This is a genomic window from Enterococcus raffinosus, assembly GCF_018917525.1.
Lineage (GTDB): Bacteria > Bacillota > Bacilli > Lactobacillales > Enterococcaceae > Enterococcus_A > Enterococcus_A raffinosus_A.
Genome location: NZ_JAHLOS010000001.1, coordinates 337,420 through 354,309, shown reverse-complemented (window position 1 = coordinate 354,309; position 16,890 = coordinate 337,420). Strand labels below are relative to the sequence as shown.

Genomic DNA, 16,890 nt, shown 5'->3' with positions numbered 1-16,890 from the left:
TCATTATAAAATAGAAAAGCCGAGTAAAATGTCTAGAAATCATCCATTTTACTCGGCTGTTTTATTTTTTGTCTTGGAAGAATTCTTGCGCAATCGTGACACTATTTAAAGCATCTTTAGCGTAATAATCTGCACCAACAAATTCTCGGTATTCTTCATTTAGCACCGCTCCGCCCACCATGAATTTTGTATCTAAACCTGCTTCTCTAGCGGCTTGAATCGTGCTCTTCATGTTTTGGACCGTCGTTGTCATCAAAGCACTTAAGCCAGCCAACTGAATCTTTTCTTCTTTGAGTGTCTCAACCACCATAGAAATCGGTACATCTTTTCCTAAATCAATTACCTCAAAGCCATAATTTTCCAACACCATCTTCACAATATTTTTACCAATATCATGAATATCCCCCTGTACAGTCGCTAACAGAATTCTTCCTTTATATTCTGTTTCCTGTCCGTTAGCCTCAAAATACTGCTTTAATACTTCTTGTGACCGCTGAACCGCTTCAGCTGATTGCATCAGTTGAGGCAAAAACAGGAGACCTTTTTCAAATTTTGAACCTACCTCATCTAACGCAGGAATGAAATAATCATTAACGATTTCCAGAGGGGTTTTCGTTTCTAATAAGCGTTTTGTTAAAGTTGGCGTTTCATCCTTTTGCCCTTTTAGAATCAACGTTTTCAAGTCATCAGTATTTTTTTGATCGCTCGTAACCAGAGAAGCTGTCTGATCTATTACTTGTTGGTTATTAGCAATATACTCCATCGCATCCTGATCTTGGTTATTAATGACTTTTAATGCCTGCACCACTTGCATCAGAATATCTGAGAGGGGATTAACAATCGGCGCATTAAGTCCAGCCCCCACGGCTGCCGCCAAAAACACCCCATTCAGACTTTCCCGATTCGGCAGACCAAAAGAAACATTGCTTAACCCAGCAACAGTCAATACACCCAATTTTTCCCGAACCAGCTTGATTGTATCTAAGGTCACCTGTACCTGTTCTTGTTGAGCGGATGCCGTTAGCACTAACGGATCAATCATGACATCTTCTTTGGCAATCCCATAACTAGCAGCAGTTTCAACAATTTTTTCAGCTACTGCCAACCGTTTTTCAGCCGTATCAGGAATCCCCGTTTCGTCTAACGCTAACCCTAAAACCACTGCTCCATATTTTTTAGCAATCGGGAATATTTCCCGCATACTTTCTTCTTTTCCGTTTACTGAATTGATCAATGGTCTACCATTATAGTAACGAGCTCCGGCCTCAATCGCTGTGATACTGGAGCTGTCAATTTGTAAAGGAGCTGTGACAATTCCTTGCAGCTCTTGAACAACTTTTTGCATCATCTCAGCTTCATCAATTTCCGGCAAACCGACATTGATATCCAAAATATCCGCTCCAGCCTCAATTTGCTTCAAGCCTTCCTTCAAAATATAGCTTATATCTTTTTTCCTCAGCGCTTCTTTCAGACGTTTTTTCCCAGTAGGATTGATTCGTTCGCCAATTAAATGCAATCCTTCATTTAAAACAATCGTTTGACTCCCAGAGGTAACGGCCGTAACTTTTTGCGGAGTCAAAGCAACCGGAGGGATCTCATCAATCAGTTGGCGAATTTTCTGAATAAACTCCGGATTTGTTCCGCAGCAACCGCCTACGATGCGAACACCGCTTTTGAGCATTTTCTCAATAGCTAAACCATAATCGTCCACCGTCAACGGATAAAAGGTTTGACCATCTTTCATTTCTGGCAAGCCAGCATTTGCTTGAACCATCACTGGTATGTTGGCATAGGTTAAGATTTCATCCACGATTGGCAATAGTTCATTTGGACCTAAAGAACAGTTTACTCCAACCGCATCAATCCCTAATGACTGCAAGGTCAAAACCGCTGTTAAGGGGTCTGTACCGACAAAAGTTCGACCATCTTCCTGAAATGTCATCGTGCAAAAAATCGGCAATGAGGTATTTTCTTTGATTGCTAAAATTGCCGCCTTTGTCTCCAATAAATCCGACATTGTCTCAATTACTACTAGATCAGCTCCGGCCTTTTCTGCCAACACAGCCTGTTCTCGAAACATTTCATACGCTTGGTCAAAACTTAAAGTTCCCATGGGTGCCATCAATTGGCCTATGGGGCCCATATCATAAGCAACGTATTTCGGCTGAGCCGCTCTTGCTAGGTTGATCGCCGCTTCGATGATCTCTGGCAACTCTGTTTGTTTCAATTTTACTTGATTCGCTTGAAATGTATTGGCGGTAATAACATCCGCTCCGGCTGCCACGTATTCTTGGTGAATCTGCGTAATCGTTTCAGGATGGCTCAAATTGAAATATTCAGGCTCCATTCCCACTGGCAGACCCATTTTTTGCAGCATGGTTCCCATCGCACCATCAAAAAGCAATCTGTTTTCAGTCAAATCTTCGATAATTGTCATTTTTTCACCTTCGATATTCACAATTTTTATTCATTGAACAATCGCCGCAAGCAATTTTTTTTCGTCGCGGACGAGCTAATTTTCCATCAGTAAACAGACCAATGATTGCAGTAACTGATTTGCGAGGAATCATCAAGAAGCTGTCGCTCAAATTGATGCCTACACGTTTTGTCGCATCTGTAACCGCTAAAAATTTCGCTTGTGTCTCGATTGATAGATCTCCATAGCCGGGACTAAACCGACGATTTAAAACTAAGTGCTCATTAATCACTTCTTTTTCAATTTCACACTCTGCTAAATCACAAATTTTTTCAATGTATTCCACACAACAGGCATCTAAAATTAAGGCCTTGCTCATATCTGTCAATTCATATTTACGAATTTGCCGTTCCACTTCAATTCCTAAAGTTGCCGCCAATAAGGCCACCTTATTAGCATTCTTCAGATGATTGTATATGGCTTTACCTTCTAAAATCAAGTCCGTTCCCACTACTTGAATGCTTTTTTCTGTTTCATTGCTACGACAAGGAAAAATTAGAAACGTATAGCGAGGAACAGCAACATGTTTGATTTCCTCCATTAATTGTAGAATTTGAACATCCATTTCAGTGGTTAATTCTTGCTTGCTTCGATAACCGAGATAACGCAATATTTCTTTTTTATCCAAAACTATCTCCATCGTATAAATACTCCTTGTTTTACTACAATTCCACCGAACATCGCTTCAAGTTAAGATGAGTCCTAGCTGAGCTATTTTTCTCACTTTCTCTTAACCAGCTGTTCACATTTCTTTAAAATTCTTATTCTAGAGAATAGCACAAAAAACACCGAATGAGTATCACTAATTGTGAAAAAATTCATAATATCCTAAAAGTATGTTGTTTAAAATTCATGTGACTACTTAAGGATAAAAATAAAGAGGAAGAAATCATATTCTTCCTCGCTTTTGTTTAGATATTTATCATAATCACAATATTTACGACCTGATCTTTTACGATCTGTTCTTTTTTTCTGATCTCTGCCTTGATTGGAAGTAAATAAGTTCCTTGTTTGGTATCAAACCAGATAGCCGTTCGCCATTCACTTTTTCCGATTTGAGCTATCACTTTCATGCGTCCCCAGCCCTCCTCTAACTCCTTGAACAGCTTTCTAATCTCAAAGGAAAGTTTCTTTGGGAGTAAAACTAGCATCCAGCCAGGCATCTCTGGTGAAGAAGAATGATGACAGACCTTTGCTGAAAATTGATAGTTAATCCCTGGTTCCTTCATAGGCGAAACACCCCTTCTTCGTCTTTGAGAAAAGTGTAGCATAACTAATGCGACAACCGGTGTCAGTTTTCTACAAAAAAGCGATGCCGAAACAGCATCGCTTTTTTATGACTATATTGTTGTTGCTTTAAAAACTTCTTCTGAGGCATGGACAGCACCAGTTTTTTCTAAGACATGGGTTGCAACATCATTCATATTTGTAATCAATACCATCATTGATGTACCTTTTCCAGCTTGTTTGATTTCGGCCAAATCAACAGAAGCGATCTGTGTTTCAGGCGTAACTGTTTGCCCCTCTTTTGTCAACACTTCAAATGGTTTTCCATCTAATTCAACCGTATTGATGCCCATGTGTAGCAAGACCTCTAATCCGCTGTCTGTCGTGATACCGATTGCGTGTTTTGTTGGGAAAATTGTTGAAACTTTTCCGGCAACAGGCGAGAAGATCGCACCATCCGTTGGCTCAACAAAATAGCCTTCTCCCATCATTTTTTGAGCAAAAACAGGATCTGCCGCCTCTTCTAATGGATGTACCGAACCTTGTGCTACTGCTGTAAAAATGTTTGTAGTATGAGCAACTACAGGTGTATCAGCTAATTCATTTGCTTCAACAACTGTTGTTTCTGCTAGCTTTTGCTCAGCCAGCTTATCTTTAGGAATACCGAAGAAATAAGTTGCTACGAAACCACCAGCATAAGCCGCTAACAAACCTAGAACATACCCCCACCAGCGACCATTCGCGATCAATGGGATCAACGCGACACCCGAAGGTCCGATTGCAATTGCACCGATTCCTCCAAGCGCCCCTAAGACACCACCACCAATTCCTCCACCGATACAAGCAGTAATGAAGGGACGCCCTAACGGCAACGTTACCCCATAAATTAATGGTTCTCCAATACCTAAAATCCCAACGGGTAAAGCACCCTTGATCATTTCAGTTAATTCTTTGTCCTTGCGTAGTTTCATCCACAGAGCAAAAGCTGCACCGACTTGTCCTGCCCCAGCCATAGCTAAGATCGGTAACAATAATGTTTTACCAGTTTCACCGATCATTTGAATATGGATCGGCGTAAGAATCTGATGCAAGCCAAACATAACCATTGGCAAGAACAATGCACCTAAGACAAAACCAGAAAATGCTCCACCGACTGATAGCACCCAGTTGATTCCGCCTACCATACCATTAGAAATGAATCCTGCTAAAGGCATGATCAAGAAAATTTCTAATAGACCGATCACGAGTAAGGAAAGCATTGGCGTTATGATAATATCCACCGCATCAGGAATAATTTTGTGCAATTGCTTCTCAACAATCGATAACAACCAAACGGCAAAGATTACACCGATAATTCCACCTTGTCCAGCGGCTAAAGCATCACCTGTAAACAAGTTCTTGATCGGCGCTTCAGGATTCATCCCTGTTAACAATACGACAGCTCCGATAACTCCACCCAGTGTTGGGTTCGCACCGAAGACTTGTGCAGAATTTACACCTGTGAAAATAACTAGATAAGTAAACATTCCGTTTTTCAGTATGTTCATGACATCAATAATTTGTTGCCAATTCGCTGCATCAATAGTTCCGGCAGTTACTAAGTTCGTCAAAATCGCTGCAATCCCTGCAACTAAACCTGACCCCACAAACGCTGGAATCATCGGAACGAAAATGTTAGAAATATCTTTTAAAACTGCTTTGAAGGGAGAGTTCTTTTGCTTGGCTTTTTGTGCCGCCTTCATTTCTGCTGCCTTTGCATTGACTTTATCTTTACCAGAGCCTTGAGGGATTTCCTCACCAAGTCCGACACCGGCCATATCGACCATTTCTTTTGCGACCTTATTGACTTTTCCTGGACCGATGATGACTTGTAACTGCTCATCATCAACCACACCTAAGACACCTGGAATATTCTTCAATTTAGCCTGATCGACCTTACTATCATCACGAACGCTCATCCGCACGCGAGTCATGCAATGAACGACACTTTGGACATTCTCCATTCCGCCTGCACCAGCATATATTTTTTTAGCAATTTGGTTCAAGGTTAATTCATCTTTCGCCATTGTTCTTCCCTCCTAAATTGTCTTTTTAACAAATCCGTCAGCTCGGATTAGTTTCTCAGCGGCTTCTTCTTTAGAACTATCTGTCAAAATCATCACGATCGCTAATTTTACATTTTGTTCGGCTTCTGCAAAATAATGTGCTGCCGTTTCATAGTCAGCCTCCGTTGCTTGCATGATAATCCGTTTTGAACGTTCGACTAATTTTTCATTAGTTGGCTTCACGTCTACCATTAAGTTGTTATAGACCTTACCAATTCCAATCATGCTAATGGTTGAAATCATGTTCAAGATTAATTTTTGTGCTGTTCCTGATTTCAAACGAGTAGAGCCTGTTAAGAACTCTGGTCCGCAATCGACCTCAATTGGCAGATCCGCATGTTTACTGATCTCAGCACCTTTATTACAGGAAATTGTTCCAGTGGCAGCTCCGATTGAACGAGCATAATCTAATCCGCCGATGACATAAGGTGTCCGGCCGCTGGCAGCGATTCCGATAACCATGTCATTTTCAGTCAAATGCAAATCTTTTAAATCCTGTGCACCTAAGTCTGCGTCGTCTTCTGCTCCTTCAACAGCTACTGTCATAGCCTGTTCCCCACCTGCGATCAAGCCAACGACCATTTCTGCCTCAACACCGAAAGTTGGTACACATTCTGCCGCATCCAAAACGCCTAAACGTCCGCTGGTTCCTGCGCCCATGTAAATTAAACGGCCATCCTTTTTGAAGGCGGTGATTGTTGCTTCAATTACTTTTTCAATTTGTGGTAATTGTTCTGCTACTGCATCTGGTACATTATGATCTTCCTGATTCATCAATTGCACGGCTTCTGCCACACTCATTTCATCTAAACCAAAAGTTGTTTCATTACGTCGTTCTGTTGTTAAGTTTTCTAAATTAATCATTCTTTTCCACACTCTCTATATAAAATTTCTGTCCTGCTTTAATATGATTGATTAAAGCCTGATCCTCAGCGATCACCTGTCCTACAACGTTTACTTTCTCATCGGCAGGCAGTGCTCGCTTCACAATTTGAATTTCCCCCATGTAGCGCAAATACTTAGCATTATCAATCGTTACAGCACCAACATCCCGTTTCCTAACCGATAGCGGCTCGACATTCGGGATTTTTTTGAATCGAGCTTCAGCACTGCGAATGACATCTCGTGCTTCATCTTGACGATTGATGTGTGCACCTAAAACATACTTAATTTGGTTATCAAATGCTTTCACTCTTAGTTTTAGCGTTTCTTCTTTTATATAGAAAGAAAATTGACTTAAGACTGCTCTTGATAAACCACTGTCACCGATATAAACCTTATCAGTATCGTTGGACAAATCTAAAGCTGCCGCTATAGGATGCATTCCGCGATGCTCTTCCAGAGTTGGGAGTCCTCGATATAATGGACCGCGCAGCCTTTCATCACCTGGAACAAACCCTTGAATTGTAAATCCATGAGCCTTCAACCATTGGTTTTTCTCGTGATACCAATCCTTATCTAAAGCGGTTTCAGGTCTTGGATAATAGTTGTGCCAAGCTTCTAGATGATCAAAGTCCGCATTTGCTTCACGTAATTCTTGGATATCTATCTCAGTAATCGTCGAAGCATTCAATGCAATGGTCATTTCTTGAGACAATTCAGCAATCTGTTGATTACTAATGTGATAATCCATTCGTAATCCTGTCACACCAATTTCTTTAAGCTCTCTCAAATGCTTAAAGGAAAAACCTGCGCGATCCAACGCTTCACCAGAGATATCAACCATCAACTCTAATTGATAGGTTTTGGCGATAGATCCTAAATCAGTCAAGCGCTTACGGTATTGCGATGCATCATCTTCCGGGATATGCAAGGACGTGAAAATACCAGAAAAACCGTATTCTGCCATTTCCTTTATATACTGTGTTGTATCCCTTGTTAATCCTTCATTTAAGAAAATTGAAAATCCAAACATCAGCTTCCTCCTTTTGGCTAGGAAAATATCTGTTTCTTAAGTTGTCTTACAGTCTTGTTTTACAGGAGATTCTAAAATCATCACTCCCTGTGAAAACCATTTCAACTTTATGAAGTGATTATAAACGCTAACAATATAAAATGCAACACTATTTCACAATTAATTTTATATTGATGAAATATCATTTCGTAATTGAGCGCCTAATCCGTCTTTTTACGACTTTTTATGTATACTAGTCAATGGAACTTGAAAGGGGAATTATAGATATGAAAATCGCAATTGCTGGAGCAGGTGCTATGGGGAGTCGCATCGGATTGATGCTTCATCAAGCTGGCAATGAGGTCATTTTAATTGATCGCTGGCCGGATCATATTAACGCTATACGTGAAAAAGGATTGATCGGAGAATTTGAAGATCATGAGGTAATTGCTCATCTGCCGATTTATTCACCCGAAGAAATCGTAGAGGATCATGCCAATGTTGATTTAGTCGTTGCTTTAACCAAATCGATGCAGCTTGAAGCAATGTTTCAGGATATACAGCCAATCATCGGTAAAAGCACGTTCGTCTTTTGCCTATTAAATGGTTTGGGACATGAAGAAACTCTGTCAAAATTCGTGCCAAAAGAAAATATTATTTTCGGTACAACCACTTGGACAGCTGGTCTAGCCGGTCCTGGTCATGCAAAACTTGTCGGAACAGGTAGTATCGAAATGGAAAATTTAGATCCAAAAGGAAAAGCTTTTACTTTGAAGGTCTTGGAAGTTTTTCAAAAAGCAAAACTAAATCCTATCTATAGTAATAATGTGCGCTACTCCATTTGGAAAAAGGCCTGTATCAATGGTACCCTGAATGGATTATGTACAATTTTAGATTGTAATATCGCTGAGTTTGGTTCACTAAGTGTAGCTAGAAATTTCATTGAAACAATTGTCGGTGAGTTTGCTGCAGTCGCTAAAGCTGAAGGAATTGAACTAAATCAAGCACAAGTCATTCAAGCGATCGAAGCCACTTATGATGTCAAAACACAAGGATTGCATTTTCCATCAATGTATCAGGACTTGATTCGCAATCATCGTAAAACAGAGATTGACTATATCAATGGTGCCGTTTGGCAAAAAGGCAAGAACTATCAAATCGATACGCCCTATTGTGCCTTTTTGACTCAACTGATCCATGGTAAAGAGGAATTGTTGAATGCAAAATAAAAAAGCGCCAAAGCGCTTTTTTATTTTGCATTCATGTTACTATTTTCTTCCAATAAAGAATGAAACCACTGCAACAACAATCACAGCACCAATAATAGAAGGAACCAGTGCCATACCTGCTAAGCTAGGGCCCCATGAGCCAAGTAAGGCTTGACCAATTGCAGAACCTACTAAACCAGCAACGATATTAGCGATCCATCCCATTGAACCACCTTTTTTAGTAATTGCTCCAGCGATCACACCGATCAATGCACCAATAATTAATGTCCATAACCAACTCATTCTTCTCTCCCTCTTTCTATATAAAATAATTACTCTATTATGTTACAAATAAGATTCCCTTTTTCCTATTAGCTTGCTTGAAAATCAATAGTCTACTTTTGTTAAACACTATAAAAACACTATAAAGTCAGCATTTGTGGTTATTTTACTTCTGATTTCATAAATTTCCTAAGCTGAGAAAAAATTGAAAGAAAAAACAGTAAAGTATTAGAAAATGAAGATTTTTATCTGATTTAATTAACGAAAAAATTTAAACCGCTTATTTGATCAAAATTCGTTTGATTTGACTTATAAAATAACTAACAATAGCAGTTTATAGAGTCTAGATGAAAATGAAATGAAATATTTTTCATGAAAGTAGAATTGTCAGAATATTTTGGTATTATAGTCAAATAATTATCAGAATATTTCAAATCTACAAACTATTCTATCTATTATTGAAACGAGGCATTCTAATGGAAAATAAATTACAAAAACAAATGACCTCTCGTCACATCATGATGTTGGCGTTAGGCGGCGCGATTGGCGCAGGATTATTCAAAGGCAGCGGAGAGGCGATCGGAATTGCTGGTCCTTCCGTAATCCTGGCCTTTCTACTAGGCGGTTTGGTTCTCTTTATCGTTATGAATGGACTGGGACGTTTAGTCTTGGACAGTGACAATGTTCAAGGTTTGTCAGGAATCATCAAACCTTTCCTTGGCGAAAGAACGGCTGATTTTATTGATTGGTTGTACTGGTCCTTATGGATGGTCAATATTATCGCTGAAGCAGTTGCCGCAGCAAGCTTTATGCAGCTATGGTTTCCTCACGTTCCCTCTTGGGTATTCGTTTTGATTCTGGCTCTGCTGACTACGTTAATCAACTTATACTCTGTTCGACTATTTGCGGAAACTGAGTATTGGTTAGCTTTCATCAAAATCGCTGTTATTATTATTTTGATCGTTTTTAGTGCTTATTTAGTCGGCCATGAGATTTTTAACATTGGCTTTATCGATACGATTTCTCGCATGAACAGTCATGGTGGATTTACTCCTCATGGATTAAATGGTTTAGTTAATTCTCTTCTCGTCGTGATTTATTCTTATGGTGGTTCTGAATTGATCGCGATTACTGTTAGCGAAACAGAGAATCCTAAAACAGCAATCCCTAAAGCCATCAAGGGTGTAATGGGAAGAATTATTTCTTTTTATATTGTGCCAATGGTCTTGCTTTTGATTATCTATCGATGGGATACCTTAGCGTCAACTACTGCTAGTCCGTTCGTGATGGTCTTTCAAAAAATGCATATTCCGTTTGCTACTGATATTGTAAACTTCGTAATTGTGTTAGCTCTATTTTCTTCGATCAACTCAGGTGTCTACGCTTCTTCTAGAACGCTATACTTCCGAGTAAAAGAAAATACCGGCTTTACTTCAAAGTTGGCTGTTTTGAATAAGCATCAAGTACCACAACGTGCCGTTTTGTTCTGTACAGGTACCCTTTACCTTGGAGTTATTTTGTCCTATTTTCTAGGAAATAAGCTCTTTAATTATTTAGTGGGTTCACTATCGTATTCCGTTTTACTAACTTGGTTACTAATCAGCCTGGCAGCCTTTGTATTGGCCGTAAAAAAAGGGACAAAAGTCGAGAAATTCTTTAGCGGATTAGTAATCCTAGTTCTGGGATTAATCTTCGTTGGCATTCTGATGAATAATCCAATTGGAGTCACACTTTTTACCGCATGTATCTACTTAGTCATTCTTTTCAGCTATCGAAAAAAACAGTCAGCTACAGTTTCTGAACACATCTAAAACTTGTCGTATCGATCTATTCTGGATCGATACGACTTTTATTTTACACGTTATGGAAAGCACGCTTTACATAAACACCATTATGCTTTATACTATAAATGTAAAGTAAACTTTCCTTAATCAAATACTTTATAGATTGTTCCTTTAGAGGAGGAAAAATAATGAAAAAGACAAAAGAACTATTGATCACTCTAGCAGGCGTGGCGTTGATCGGTGTAGGTTTCTATTTAATAAAAGCAGTTGATGATTCTCAAGGCATTATGAAAACTTTGCCTTATCTTTGCATCGGATTAGGATGCGGTTTATTTGGAAATGGAATCGGAGACTTCGTCAGTAAAAAAACAATTGAAAAAAATCCCAAACTAGCTAAACAAGTTGAAATCGACACTAAGGATGAACGAAACGTAATGATCGGTAATATGGCCAAAGCAAAAGGTTTCGATATCATGCTGTATATTTACTCTGCGTTGTTATTAACCTTCGCTTTAATGGGCATTTCCTTTAACGTCATAATTCCAATGGTGATTGCCTACCTTTTCGTTATTGGTTACTATCTGTATCATCTCTCAAAAATTCAAAAAGCACTTTGATTCACTTCAATAGACAAAACGAGCAGGACATTGAGTTCTGCTCGTTTTGTCTATTGGATTGGAATTTCTTCTTTATTGATTTACAAATACAAAAAAAGACGACCATCACGATCGTCTTCAGTAGAAAAACTATTTTTCTTCGCTACCCATGAATTTCGCAACAAAGGCAGCTATCACTGCTCCTAATGTTGGTGCCAGTAAGTACACCCAGTAGTGTGATAAAGCACTGCCGCCAGCAAAAATAGCTGGTCCTAAACTACGAGCAGCATTCAATGACCCACCAGTTAAATTCAAAGCAACGATAATCAAAAATGCTAACGTAATACCGATGGCTAAAGGAGCCATTTGAGCATTGCCGTATTTCTCACTCGTTACCATTAAGATTACGAATACGAATAGGAAAGTGATTAATGTTTCTACACCAAATGCTTGAGCAGCACTGATGTTAGGAAAGTCCGTTTGACCAAAGCCGTCGCTAGGTAATTTTAGCGCATGAACATAAATAGATAAAATTGCTGAAGCTACAATCGAACCTAATGCTTGGGCGATGATATAAAAAATCCCATCCTTCACTTCTAGACGTTTGTTGATCATCATTGCGATAGATACACCAGGATTGAAGTTCCCGCCTGAAATACCACCTACGGCATACGCCATGATCGTGATTGCCAAGCCAAAAGCTAAACCAATCGTCAGCGTGCCACCTTTAGCAACAACGACTGTACCAGTTCCTAGAAAAACTAGCATAAAGGTACCTAGAAATTCTGCTAAATATTTTTTCATTTTCATAACACATCCTTTACAAAATCATTGAGATTCAAGTTTATTTAATTCCCAATTTTTTGTAAAGCGATAAGCATAACCTCTTATTTTTCTCTTTTTTTTACTAATTAACTGAAAAATTCTTTAGATAAAAAATGTTATTTCATATAATTTACACAGTAAAATGAAAATATATGAAAATAAAAAATCCCTCGAAAATTCGAGGGAAAGAATTGCTAGACCAATTCAACTTCTACATCAATGTTTCCACGTGTTGCTTTTGAATAGGGGCAAAACTCATGTGCTTCTTCAACAATTTTTTGAGCTTCTTCTTTTTCTACTCCAGGTAATGAAGTTTCCAAAATCACTCCGATTTGATATCCGCCGTCATCTAATTGATACAAAGATACACGTGCCTTAACTTCTGCATCTGACTCAAGATTGTGTTCCTTCAATATATGATGAACTGCACCGTTGAAACATGAAGCGTATCCCGCCGCAAAAAGTTGCTCAGGGTTTGTTCCTTCCGCGTGAATAGAAGGTGGCTCAATCTTCATTTTCATACTGCCGTTTGGCGCTTGAACATCACCAGTACGTCCGCCATGGTTAATCATTGCCGTTTCATACATTTTTTTCAAAAAACATCAGTCCTTTTCTTCTTCTTGATTAATAGTCTACGCGTTATTAATTGATCAGACAAAGATATTGCTCAAGATCTAAATGTTTTCATCAAATAAAGATGCTTTTTTTAGTAAAAATGACAAACTTTGTGCAAACGATTACAATAAAATTGATTAGTGCTATAATCTATTACGAAGGGGGGATTGTCTTTGAAAAAAATTTTCGCGGTCTGTCTCGTTACATCTTTCCTGCTTGTTGGGTGTAATCGTGGGCCATCACAGGAATCAACTAAAAGTTCTACCAGTGAAGCAAGTACAGCAGAAAGCTCAGCGCGTAGTAAAGATTCATCGAGCCTCACGCATTCAACAGCAGCATCCTTGTCCGATAGTTCAAGTAGCCAGTCGTTTTCTTCTGACACTGCATCTTCCAAACAGCCAGAGATTGATACCGTCTCTGCTGATGAGTTTGGTGGATATGCGACTTTCTACTTTAGTGGTATGAATGTACCCGATTCGATAAATATTAACACAAATACAAACCAAATCACTTTCAATGCAGATACGAATAGTGAGGCCGTTTATAATTTTACGATGCAAGATGTCCCAGAAAAATCAATCCGAGTATTTTCAGCAGATACAAATGAAATTCGAACAGTCAAGGTAAGTACCATGCTTTCGATTGGTGTTCAGATATCTGGAGTAACAAACACAAATAATCAATCTGGAGATCTTTATTTATTCCATAACAAACGTGGGGGACTTTCTTTAGCCACACCAAATTATGCAGGAAACGTCTCATCCGATCAATCAGATGTTATGATAGAAGTTCTTCAATAGAATAAATTTAAGCTTATTATCAGCCGAGTCTTTCAAAAGCTCGGTTTTTTTATGGTAATCTCGTTAAAAAGCTTCATTTGACTAGCGCTTTTTGTATATAGAAGAATGATTGAAAATAGGCACAAAGACTTAATAACGTATCCTCTATCTGGAATACTCGTATACAAAATCCTCCTGTTTAAAACTCAATCCTTCCATTTCATGATAGGACCACAACCATATATCAAGCCCACTATTGTCTTCAAATCCCCGTCAACTATAAGCATCTCTTATCAAGCAACAAAAAAAGAGAGACCTGAAATCAGATCCCCCTTTGAACAATCAAAAGTGATTATTTTAATGTTACAGATGCGCCAACTTCTTCTAAAGCAGCTTTAAGTGCTTCAGCGTCTTCTTTAGATACATCTTCTTTAACTGGTGCAGGAGCGCCATCAACTACAGCTTTAGCTTCTTTCAAGCCAAGACCAGTTGCTTCACGAACTGCTTTGATAACTTTAACTTTTTGATCGCCAACAGCTGTTAATTCAACAGTAAATTCTGTTTGTTCTTCAGCAGCAGGACCTGCAACAGCGCCAGCAGCAGCTACAGGAGCAGCAGCAGTTACGCCAAATTCGTCTTCGATAGCTTTAACTAAGTCGTTTAATTCTAAGATTGTCGCGCCTTTAAGTTCTTCGACAATGTTTTCAATGTTCAATGCCATTTTAAATTTCCTCCGTTTAGGTAAGTTTTTTTAGTTTATATTTTATGCAGCGATTAAGCTACTTCTTCTTCTTTTTCTGCGACTGCTTTCACAGCGTAAGCCACGTTGCGGACTGGCGCTTGAAGGACAGATAATAGCATAGAAAGAAGTCCATCGCGGTTCGGTAGTTTTGCAAGAGCAGTAATTTCTTCGATAGAAGCTACTTTTCCTTCAATGATACCGCCTTTGATTTCTAGTTTGTCAGCTTTACTAGCGAACTCGTCGATAATTTTAGCTGGAGCAACTACATCCTCATTACTAAATGCCACTGCAGTAGGTCCTGAGAATACTTCTTCTAATCCGTTCAAGCCAGCTTTTTCAGCGGCACGAACCAAGATAGAATTTTTGATAACTTTCATTTCAACGTTAGCGTCGCGTAGTTGTTTACGTAATTCAGTCACTTGTTCTACTGTTAAACCACGGTAATCAACGATAACGGCTGAAGCTGCTGCGCTGAATTTTTCAGTGACTTCATCAACGATAGCGGCTTTTTTAGCGATTGCTACTTCACTCATTATATATTTCACCTCCTGATTTTGATGGAAGAGTTTTTGAGCTACGGAAGAACTTCAGGCAGGTTGTCTCTTTTATAAGGAAACTCCTCTCCCTGCGGTCGACCAGTGCTGTTCAACATCGGCTCAGTCGGGAAAAACGCCCGCCAATCACCGTGTTAAACATGCAAAAAAACTCCATGCCACCGTAGACATAGAGGGACTATTGAATGTTCTCAATAAACGTCCTCGGTAGGAAATTAAGACTTGCGTCACCTACTGTCTTCGGTACAGTTAATATTTAACCTCGACTAACTTACCATAGATAAGCTAGCCGAGTCAAGCACTTTTCTAAAATTAATTAGATAGCAGTTTGTTCAACATGGATACCAGGTCCAAATGTTGTTGTCATTGAAATGTTTTTGATGTATTGACCTTTAGCTGTAGCAGGTTTTGCTTTTACTAAAGTTTCGTTGATTGTGTTAAAGTTTTCAACCAATTTCGCATCGTCGAATGATACTTTACCGATTGGTACATGAACGTTACCAGCTTTATCAACACGGTAAGTTACTTTACCAGCTTTAACTTCTTCAACCGCTTTTGTAACATCCATTGTTACAGTACCAGTTTTAGGGTTAGGCATTAAACCTTTTGGTCCAAGCACACGACCTAATTTACCAACTGTAGCCATCATATCAGGTGTCGCTACAACAACGTCAAAGTCGAACCATCCACCTTGGATTTTTGCAACCATGTCGTCGTCGCCAACGAAATCAGCGCCAGCAGCTTCAGCTTCTTTTGCTTTTTCGCCTTTCGCGAATACTAAAACAGTTTGAGTTTTACCAGTTCCGTTAGGAAGCACAACTGCTCCACGGATTTGTTGGTCTGCTTTTTTAGGGTCAACGTTCAATTTGTAAGCAACTTCAACCGTTGCGTCAAATTTCGCGAAGTTAATTTCTTTTGCCAATGCTACAGCTTCCGCAACAGGGTAAGCTTTAGTAGCGTCGATTTTTTTCAATGCATCTTGCATTTTTTTGCTCTTTTTAGCCATTTTGTTTCCTCCTTGATGTGGTTATAACGGTAGAACCTCCCACGTGTTCCATATCTTTAGATAGGGAGCCAACTGAGAAGCTACTTTCTTGGGTTTGTCGATAATTATTCGACAGTGATCCCCATGCTTCGTGCAGTTCCTTCAACCATGCGCATTGCTGACTCAACGTTAGCAGCGTTTAGGTCTTGCATTTTCAACTCAGCGATTTCTTTTACTTGATCGCTAGTAACTTTTGCAACTTTGTTTTTGTTTGGTTCGCCTGATCCTTTTTCGATCTTCGCTGCTTTTTTCAATAATACTGCAGCTGGCGGTGTTTTTGTGATGAATGTAAATGAACGGTCTTCATATACAGAGATCACAACTGGAATGATCAAACCTGCTTGATCAGCTGTACGAGCATTGAATTCTTTTGTGAATCCCATGATGTTGATACCCGCTTGACCTAGTGCAGGACCTACTGGGGGAGCTGGTGTTGCTTTCCCTGCAGGAATTTGCAATTTAACTAATTTTTCTACTTTTTTTGCCACGAGACATACCTCCTTGAGTCCGTGATGTGGTTAATTGGAGATCAAAATTTCTCCTCCCACTTTAAAACCGTGTGCGCAAAGACACACTTTGGTATCATAGCAGATTATTTCTGTTAATGCAAGATTGATTTTTTGTTGTTGCAATTTTTTGACAATAATAAAACGCTTCACAAACCCTTTAACTATTATGAGAATAACAAAATAAATTATTAATCTAGCTATTTTCTGAAAGCGTATATGTTACACTATGGTCGACTTGATGAGGATTTT

The 16,890-nt window shown here is 39.1% G+C and carries 17 protein-coding genes and 1 other annotated feature; of the genes, 4 read left to right on the top strand and 13 right to left on the bottom strand.

Annotated features, from left to right (window positions below; translation table 11 throughout):
- Window positions 1–61: 61 nt before the first annotated feature.
- From KQI58_RS01690 to KQI58_RS01665, 6 genes are all read right to left on the bottom strand, one after another.
- The gene (locus tag KQI58_RS01690) at window positions 62–2,437 is read right to left on the bottom strand and encodes a homocysteine S-methyltransferase family protein (RefSeq protein WP_049218921.1); all 2,376 of its coding nucleotides are present in this window, start codon (window positions 2,435–2,437) and stop codon (window positions 62–64) included.
- Window positions 2,438–2,441: 4 nt separating this feature from the next.
- A complete protein-coding gene (locus tag KQI58_RS01685) occupies window positions 2,442–3,116 on the bottom strand; it encodes a vitamin B12 dependent-methionine synthase activation domain-containing protein (protein WP_049218923.1) in 675 nt (224 codons plus the stop codon).
- Between the two features lie 271 nt (window positions 3,117–3,387).
- Window positions 3,388–3,705: a DUF1905 domain-containing protein gene (locus tag KQI58_RS01680; protein ID WP_049218925.1), complete on the bottom strand. Its 318-nt coding sequence runs from the start codon at window positions 3,703–3,705 to the stop codon at window positions 3,388–3,390.
- A 111-nt stretch (window positions 3,706–3,816) separates the two neighbouring features.
- A complete protein-coding gene (locus tag KQI58_RS01675) occupies window positions 3,817–5,769 on the bottom strand; it encodes a glucose PTS transporter subunit IIA (protein WP_049218927.1) in 1,953 nt (650 codons plus the stop codon).
- Window positions 5,770–5,781: 12 nt separating this feature from the next.
- Complete coding sequence (murQ, locus tag KQI58_RS01670; protein WP_016181538.1) at window positions 5,782–6,672, bottom strand: N-acetylmuramic acid 6-phosphate etherase; 891 nt, start codon at window positions 6,670–6,672, stop codon at window positions 5,782–5,784.
- Entirely contained in the window at window positions 6,665–7,723 is a 1,059-nt protein-coding gene (locus KQI58_RS01665; protein WP_216405898.1) for a DUF871 domain-containing protein, read from the bottom strand. The genes murQ and KQI58_RS01665 overlap by 8 nt, the downstream gene beginning before the upstream one ends.
- A gap of 266 nt (window positions 7,724–7,989) precedes the next feature.
- On the opposite strand from KQI58_RS01665, the gene KQI58_RS01660 reads away from it, so the two are divergent.
- Entirely contained in the window at window positions 7,990–8,931 is a 942-nt protein-coding gene (locus KQI58_RS01660) for a 2-dehydropantoate 2-reductase (RefSeq protein ID WP_216405896.1), read from the top strand.
- 39 nt (window positions 8,932–8,970) lie between these two features.
- Here the strand turns inward: KQI58_RS01660 and KQI58_RS01655 are convergent, their stop codons facing one another.
- On the bottom strand, window positions 8,971–9,213 hold the full coding sequence (locus KQI58_RS01655) for a GlsB/YeaQ/YmgE family stress response membrane protein (protein WP_016181535.1): 243 nt from the start codon (window positions 9,211–9,213) through the stop codon (window positions 8,971–8,973).
- Window positions 9,214–9,668: 455 nt separating this feature from the next.
- On the opposite strand from KQI58_RS01655, the gene KQI58_RS01650 reads away from it, so the two are divergent.
- Window positions 9,669–11,003 carry an amino acid permease gene (locus tag KQI58_RS01650; protein ID WP_216405894.1) on the top strand — a complete coding sequence of 445 codons (1,335 nt, stop codon included), beginning with the start codon at window positions 9,669–9,671 and terminating at the stop codon, window positions 11,001–11,003.
- Between the two features lie 161 nt (window positions 11,004–11,164).
- A complete protein-coding gene (locus KQI58_RS01645) occupies window positions 11,165–11,593 on the top strand; it encodes a DUF6442 family protein (protein WP_216405892.1) in 429 nt (142 codons plus the stop codon).
- 129 nt (window positions 11,594–11,722) lie between these two features.
- Here KQI58_RS01645 and KQI58_RS01640 read toward each other — a convergent pair whose 3' ends face one another.
- Together KQI58_RS01640 and KQI58_RS01635 are read right to left on the bottom strand one after the other, a co-directional pair.
- Window positions 11,723–12,376 (bottom strand): MIP/aquaporin family protein, encoded by a 654-nt coding sequence (locus KQI58_RS01640; RefSeq protein WP_437177484.1) that lies wholly within the window; start codon window positions 12,374–12,376, stop codon window positions 11,723–11,725.
- 215 nt (window positions 12,377–12,591) lie between these two features.
- Complete coding sequence (locus KQI58_RS01635) at window positions 12,592–12,993, bottom strand: organic hydroperoxide resistance protein (RefSeq protein ID WP_216405888.1); 402 nt, start codon at window positions 12,991–12,993, stop codon at window positions 12,592–12,594.
- Between the two features lie 192 nt (window positions 12,994–13,185).
- On the opposite strand from KQI58_RS01635, the gene KQI58_RS01630 reads away from it, so the two are divergent.
- On the top strand, window positions 13,186–13,812 hold the full coding sequence (locus KQI58_RS01630; RefSeq protein WP_216405886.1) for a hypothetical protein: 627 nt from the start codon (window positions 13,186–13,188) through the stop codon (window positions 13,810–13,812).
- Between the two features lie 331 nt (window positions 13,813–14,143).
- Here KQI58_RS01630 and rplL read toward each other — a convergent pair whose 3' ends face one another.
- The 4 genes from rplL to rplK all read right to left on the bottom strand — a co-directional run bounded on the left by rplL (window position 14,144) and on the right by rplK (window position 16,620).
- Window positions 14,144–14,512 carry a 50S ribosomal protein L7/L12 gene (rplL, locus tag KQI58_RS01625; RefSeq protein WP_016181529.1) on the bottom strand — a complete coding sequence of 123 codons (369 nt, stop codon included), beginning with the start codon at window positions 14,510–14,512 and terminating at the stop codon, window positions 14,144–14,146.
- 53 nt (window positions 14,513–14,565) lie between these two features.
- The gene (gene rplJ / locus KQI58_RS01620) at window positions 14,566–15,066 is read right to left on the bottom strand and encodes a 50S ribosomal protein L10 (protein WP_102871512.1); all 501 of its coding nucleotides are present in this window, start codon (window positions 15,064–15,066) and stop codon (window positions 14,566–14,568) included.
- Between the two features lie 156 nt (window positions 15,067–15,222).
- Window positions 15,223–15,349: a sequence feature (ribosomal protein L10 leader region), on the bottom strand.
- A 54-nt stretch (window positions 15,350–15,403) separates the two neighbouring features.
- On the bottom strand, window positions 15,404–16,093 hold the full coding sequence (gene rplA, locus KQI58_RS01615; protein WP_010781346.1) for a 50S ribosomal protein L1: 690 nt from the start codon (window positions 16,091–16,093) through the stop codon (window positions 15,404–15,406).
- Between the two features lie 104 nt (window positions 16,094–16,197).
- Window positions 16,198–16,620: a 50S ribosomal protein L11 gene (rplK, locus tag KQI58_RS01610; RefSeq protein ID WP_010739820.1), complete on the bottom strand. Its 423-nt coding sequence runs from the start codon at window positions 16,618–16,620 to the stop codon at window positions 16,198–16,200.
- Window positions 16,621–16,890: the final 270 nt, after the last annotated feature.

Bases quoted from the DNA above. Each gene is read 5' to 3' on its own strand.
- KQI58_RS01675 (WP_049218927.1), bottom strand. From the start codon at position 5,769: ATGGCGAAAGATGAATTAACCTTGAACCAAATTGCTAAAAAAATATAT.
- KQI58_RS01660 (WP_216405896.1), top strand. From the start codon at position 7,990: ATGAAAATCGCAATTGCTGGAGCAGGTGCTATGGGGAGTCGCATCGGA.
- KQI58_RS01665 (WP_216405898.1), bottom strand. From the start codon at position 7,723: ATGTTTGGATTTTCAATTTTCTTAAATGAAGGATTAACAAGGGATACA.
- KQI58_RS01645 (WP_216405892.1), top strand. From the start codon at position 11,165: ATGAAAAAGACAAAAGAACTATTGATCACTCTAGCAGGCGTGGCGTTG.
- KQI58_RS01640 (WP_437177484.1), bottom strand. From the start codon at position 12,376: ATGAAAAAATATTTAGCAGAATTTCTAGGTACCTTTATGCTAGTTTTT.
- rplL (WP_016181529.1), bottom strand. From the start codon at position 14,512: ATGGCATTGAACATTGAAAACATTGTCGAAGAACTTAAAGGCGCGACA.
- KQI58_RS01685 (WP_049218923.1), bottom strand. From the start codon at position 3,116: ATGGAGATAGTTTTGGATAAAAAAGAAATATTGCGTTATCTCGGTTAT.
- KQI58_RS01650 (WP_216405894.1), top strand. From the start codon at position 9,669: ATGGAAAATAAATTACAAAAACAAATGACCTCTCGTCACATCATGATG.
- rplA (WP_010781346.1), bottom strand. From the start codon at position 16,093: ATGGCTAAAAAGAGCAAAAAAATGCAAGATGCATTGAAAAAAATCGAC.
- KQI58_RS01690 (WP_049218921.1), bottom strand. From the start codon at position 2,437: ATGACAATTATCGAAGATTTGACTGAAAACAGATTGCTTTTTGATGGT.
- rplJ (WP_102871512.1), bottom strand. From the start codon at position 15,066: ATGAGTGAAGTAGCAATCGCTAAAAAAGCCGCTATCGTTGATGAAGTC.
- KQI58_RS01655 (WP_016181535.1), bottom strand. From the start codon at position 9,213: ATGAGTTGGTTATGGACATTAATTATTGGTGCATTGATCGGTGTGATC.
- KQI58_RS01680 (WP_049218925.1), bottom strand. From the start codon at position 3,705: ATGAAGGAACCAGGGATTAACTATCAATTTTCAGCAAAGGTCTGTCAT.
- murQ (WP_016181538.1), bottom strand. From the start codon at position 6,672: ATGATTAATTTAGAAAACTTAACAACAGAACGACGTAATGAAACAACT.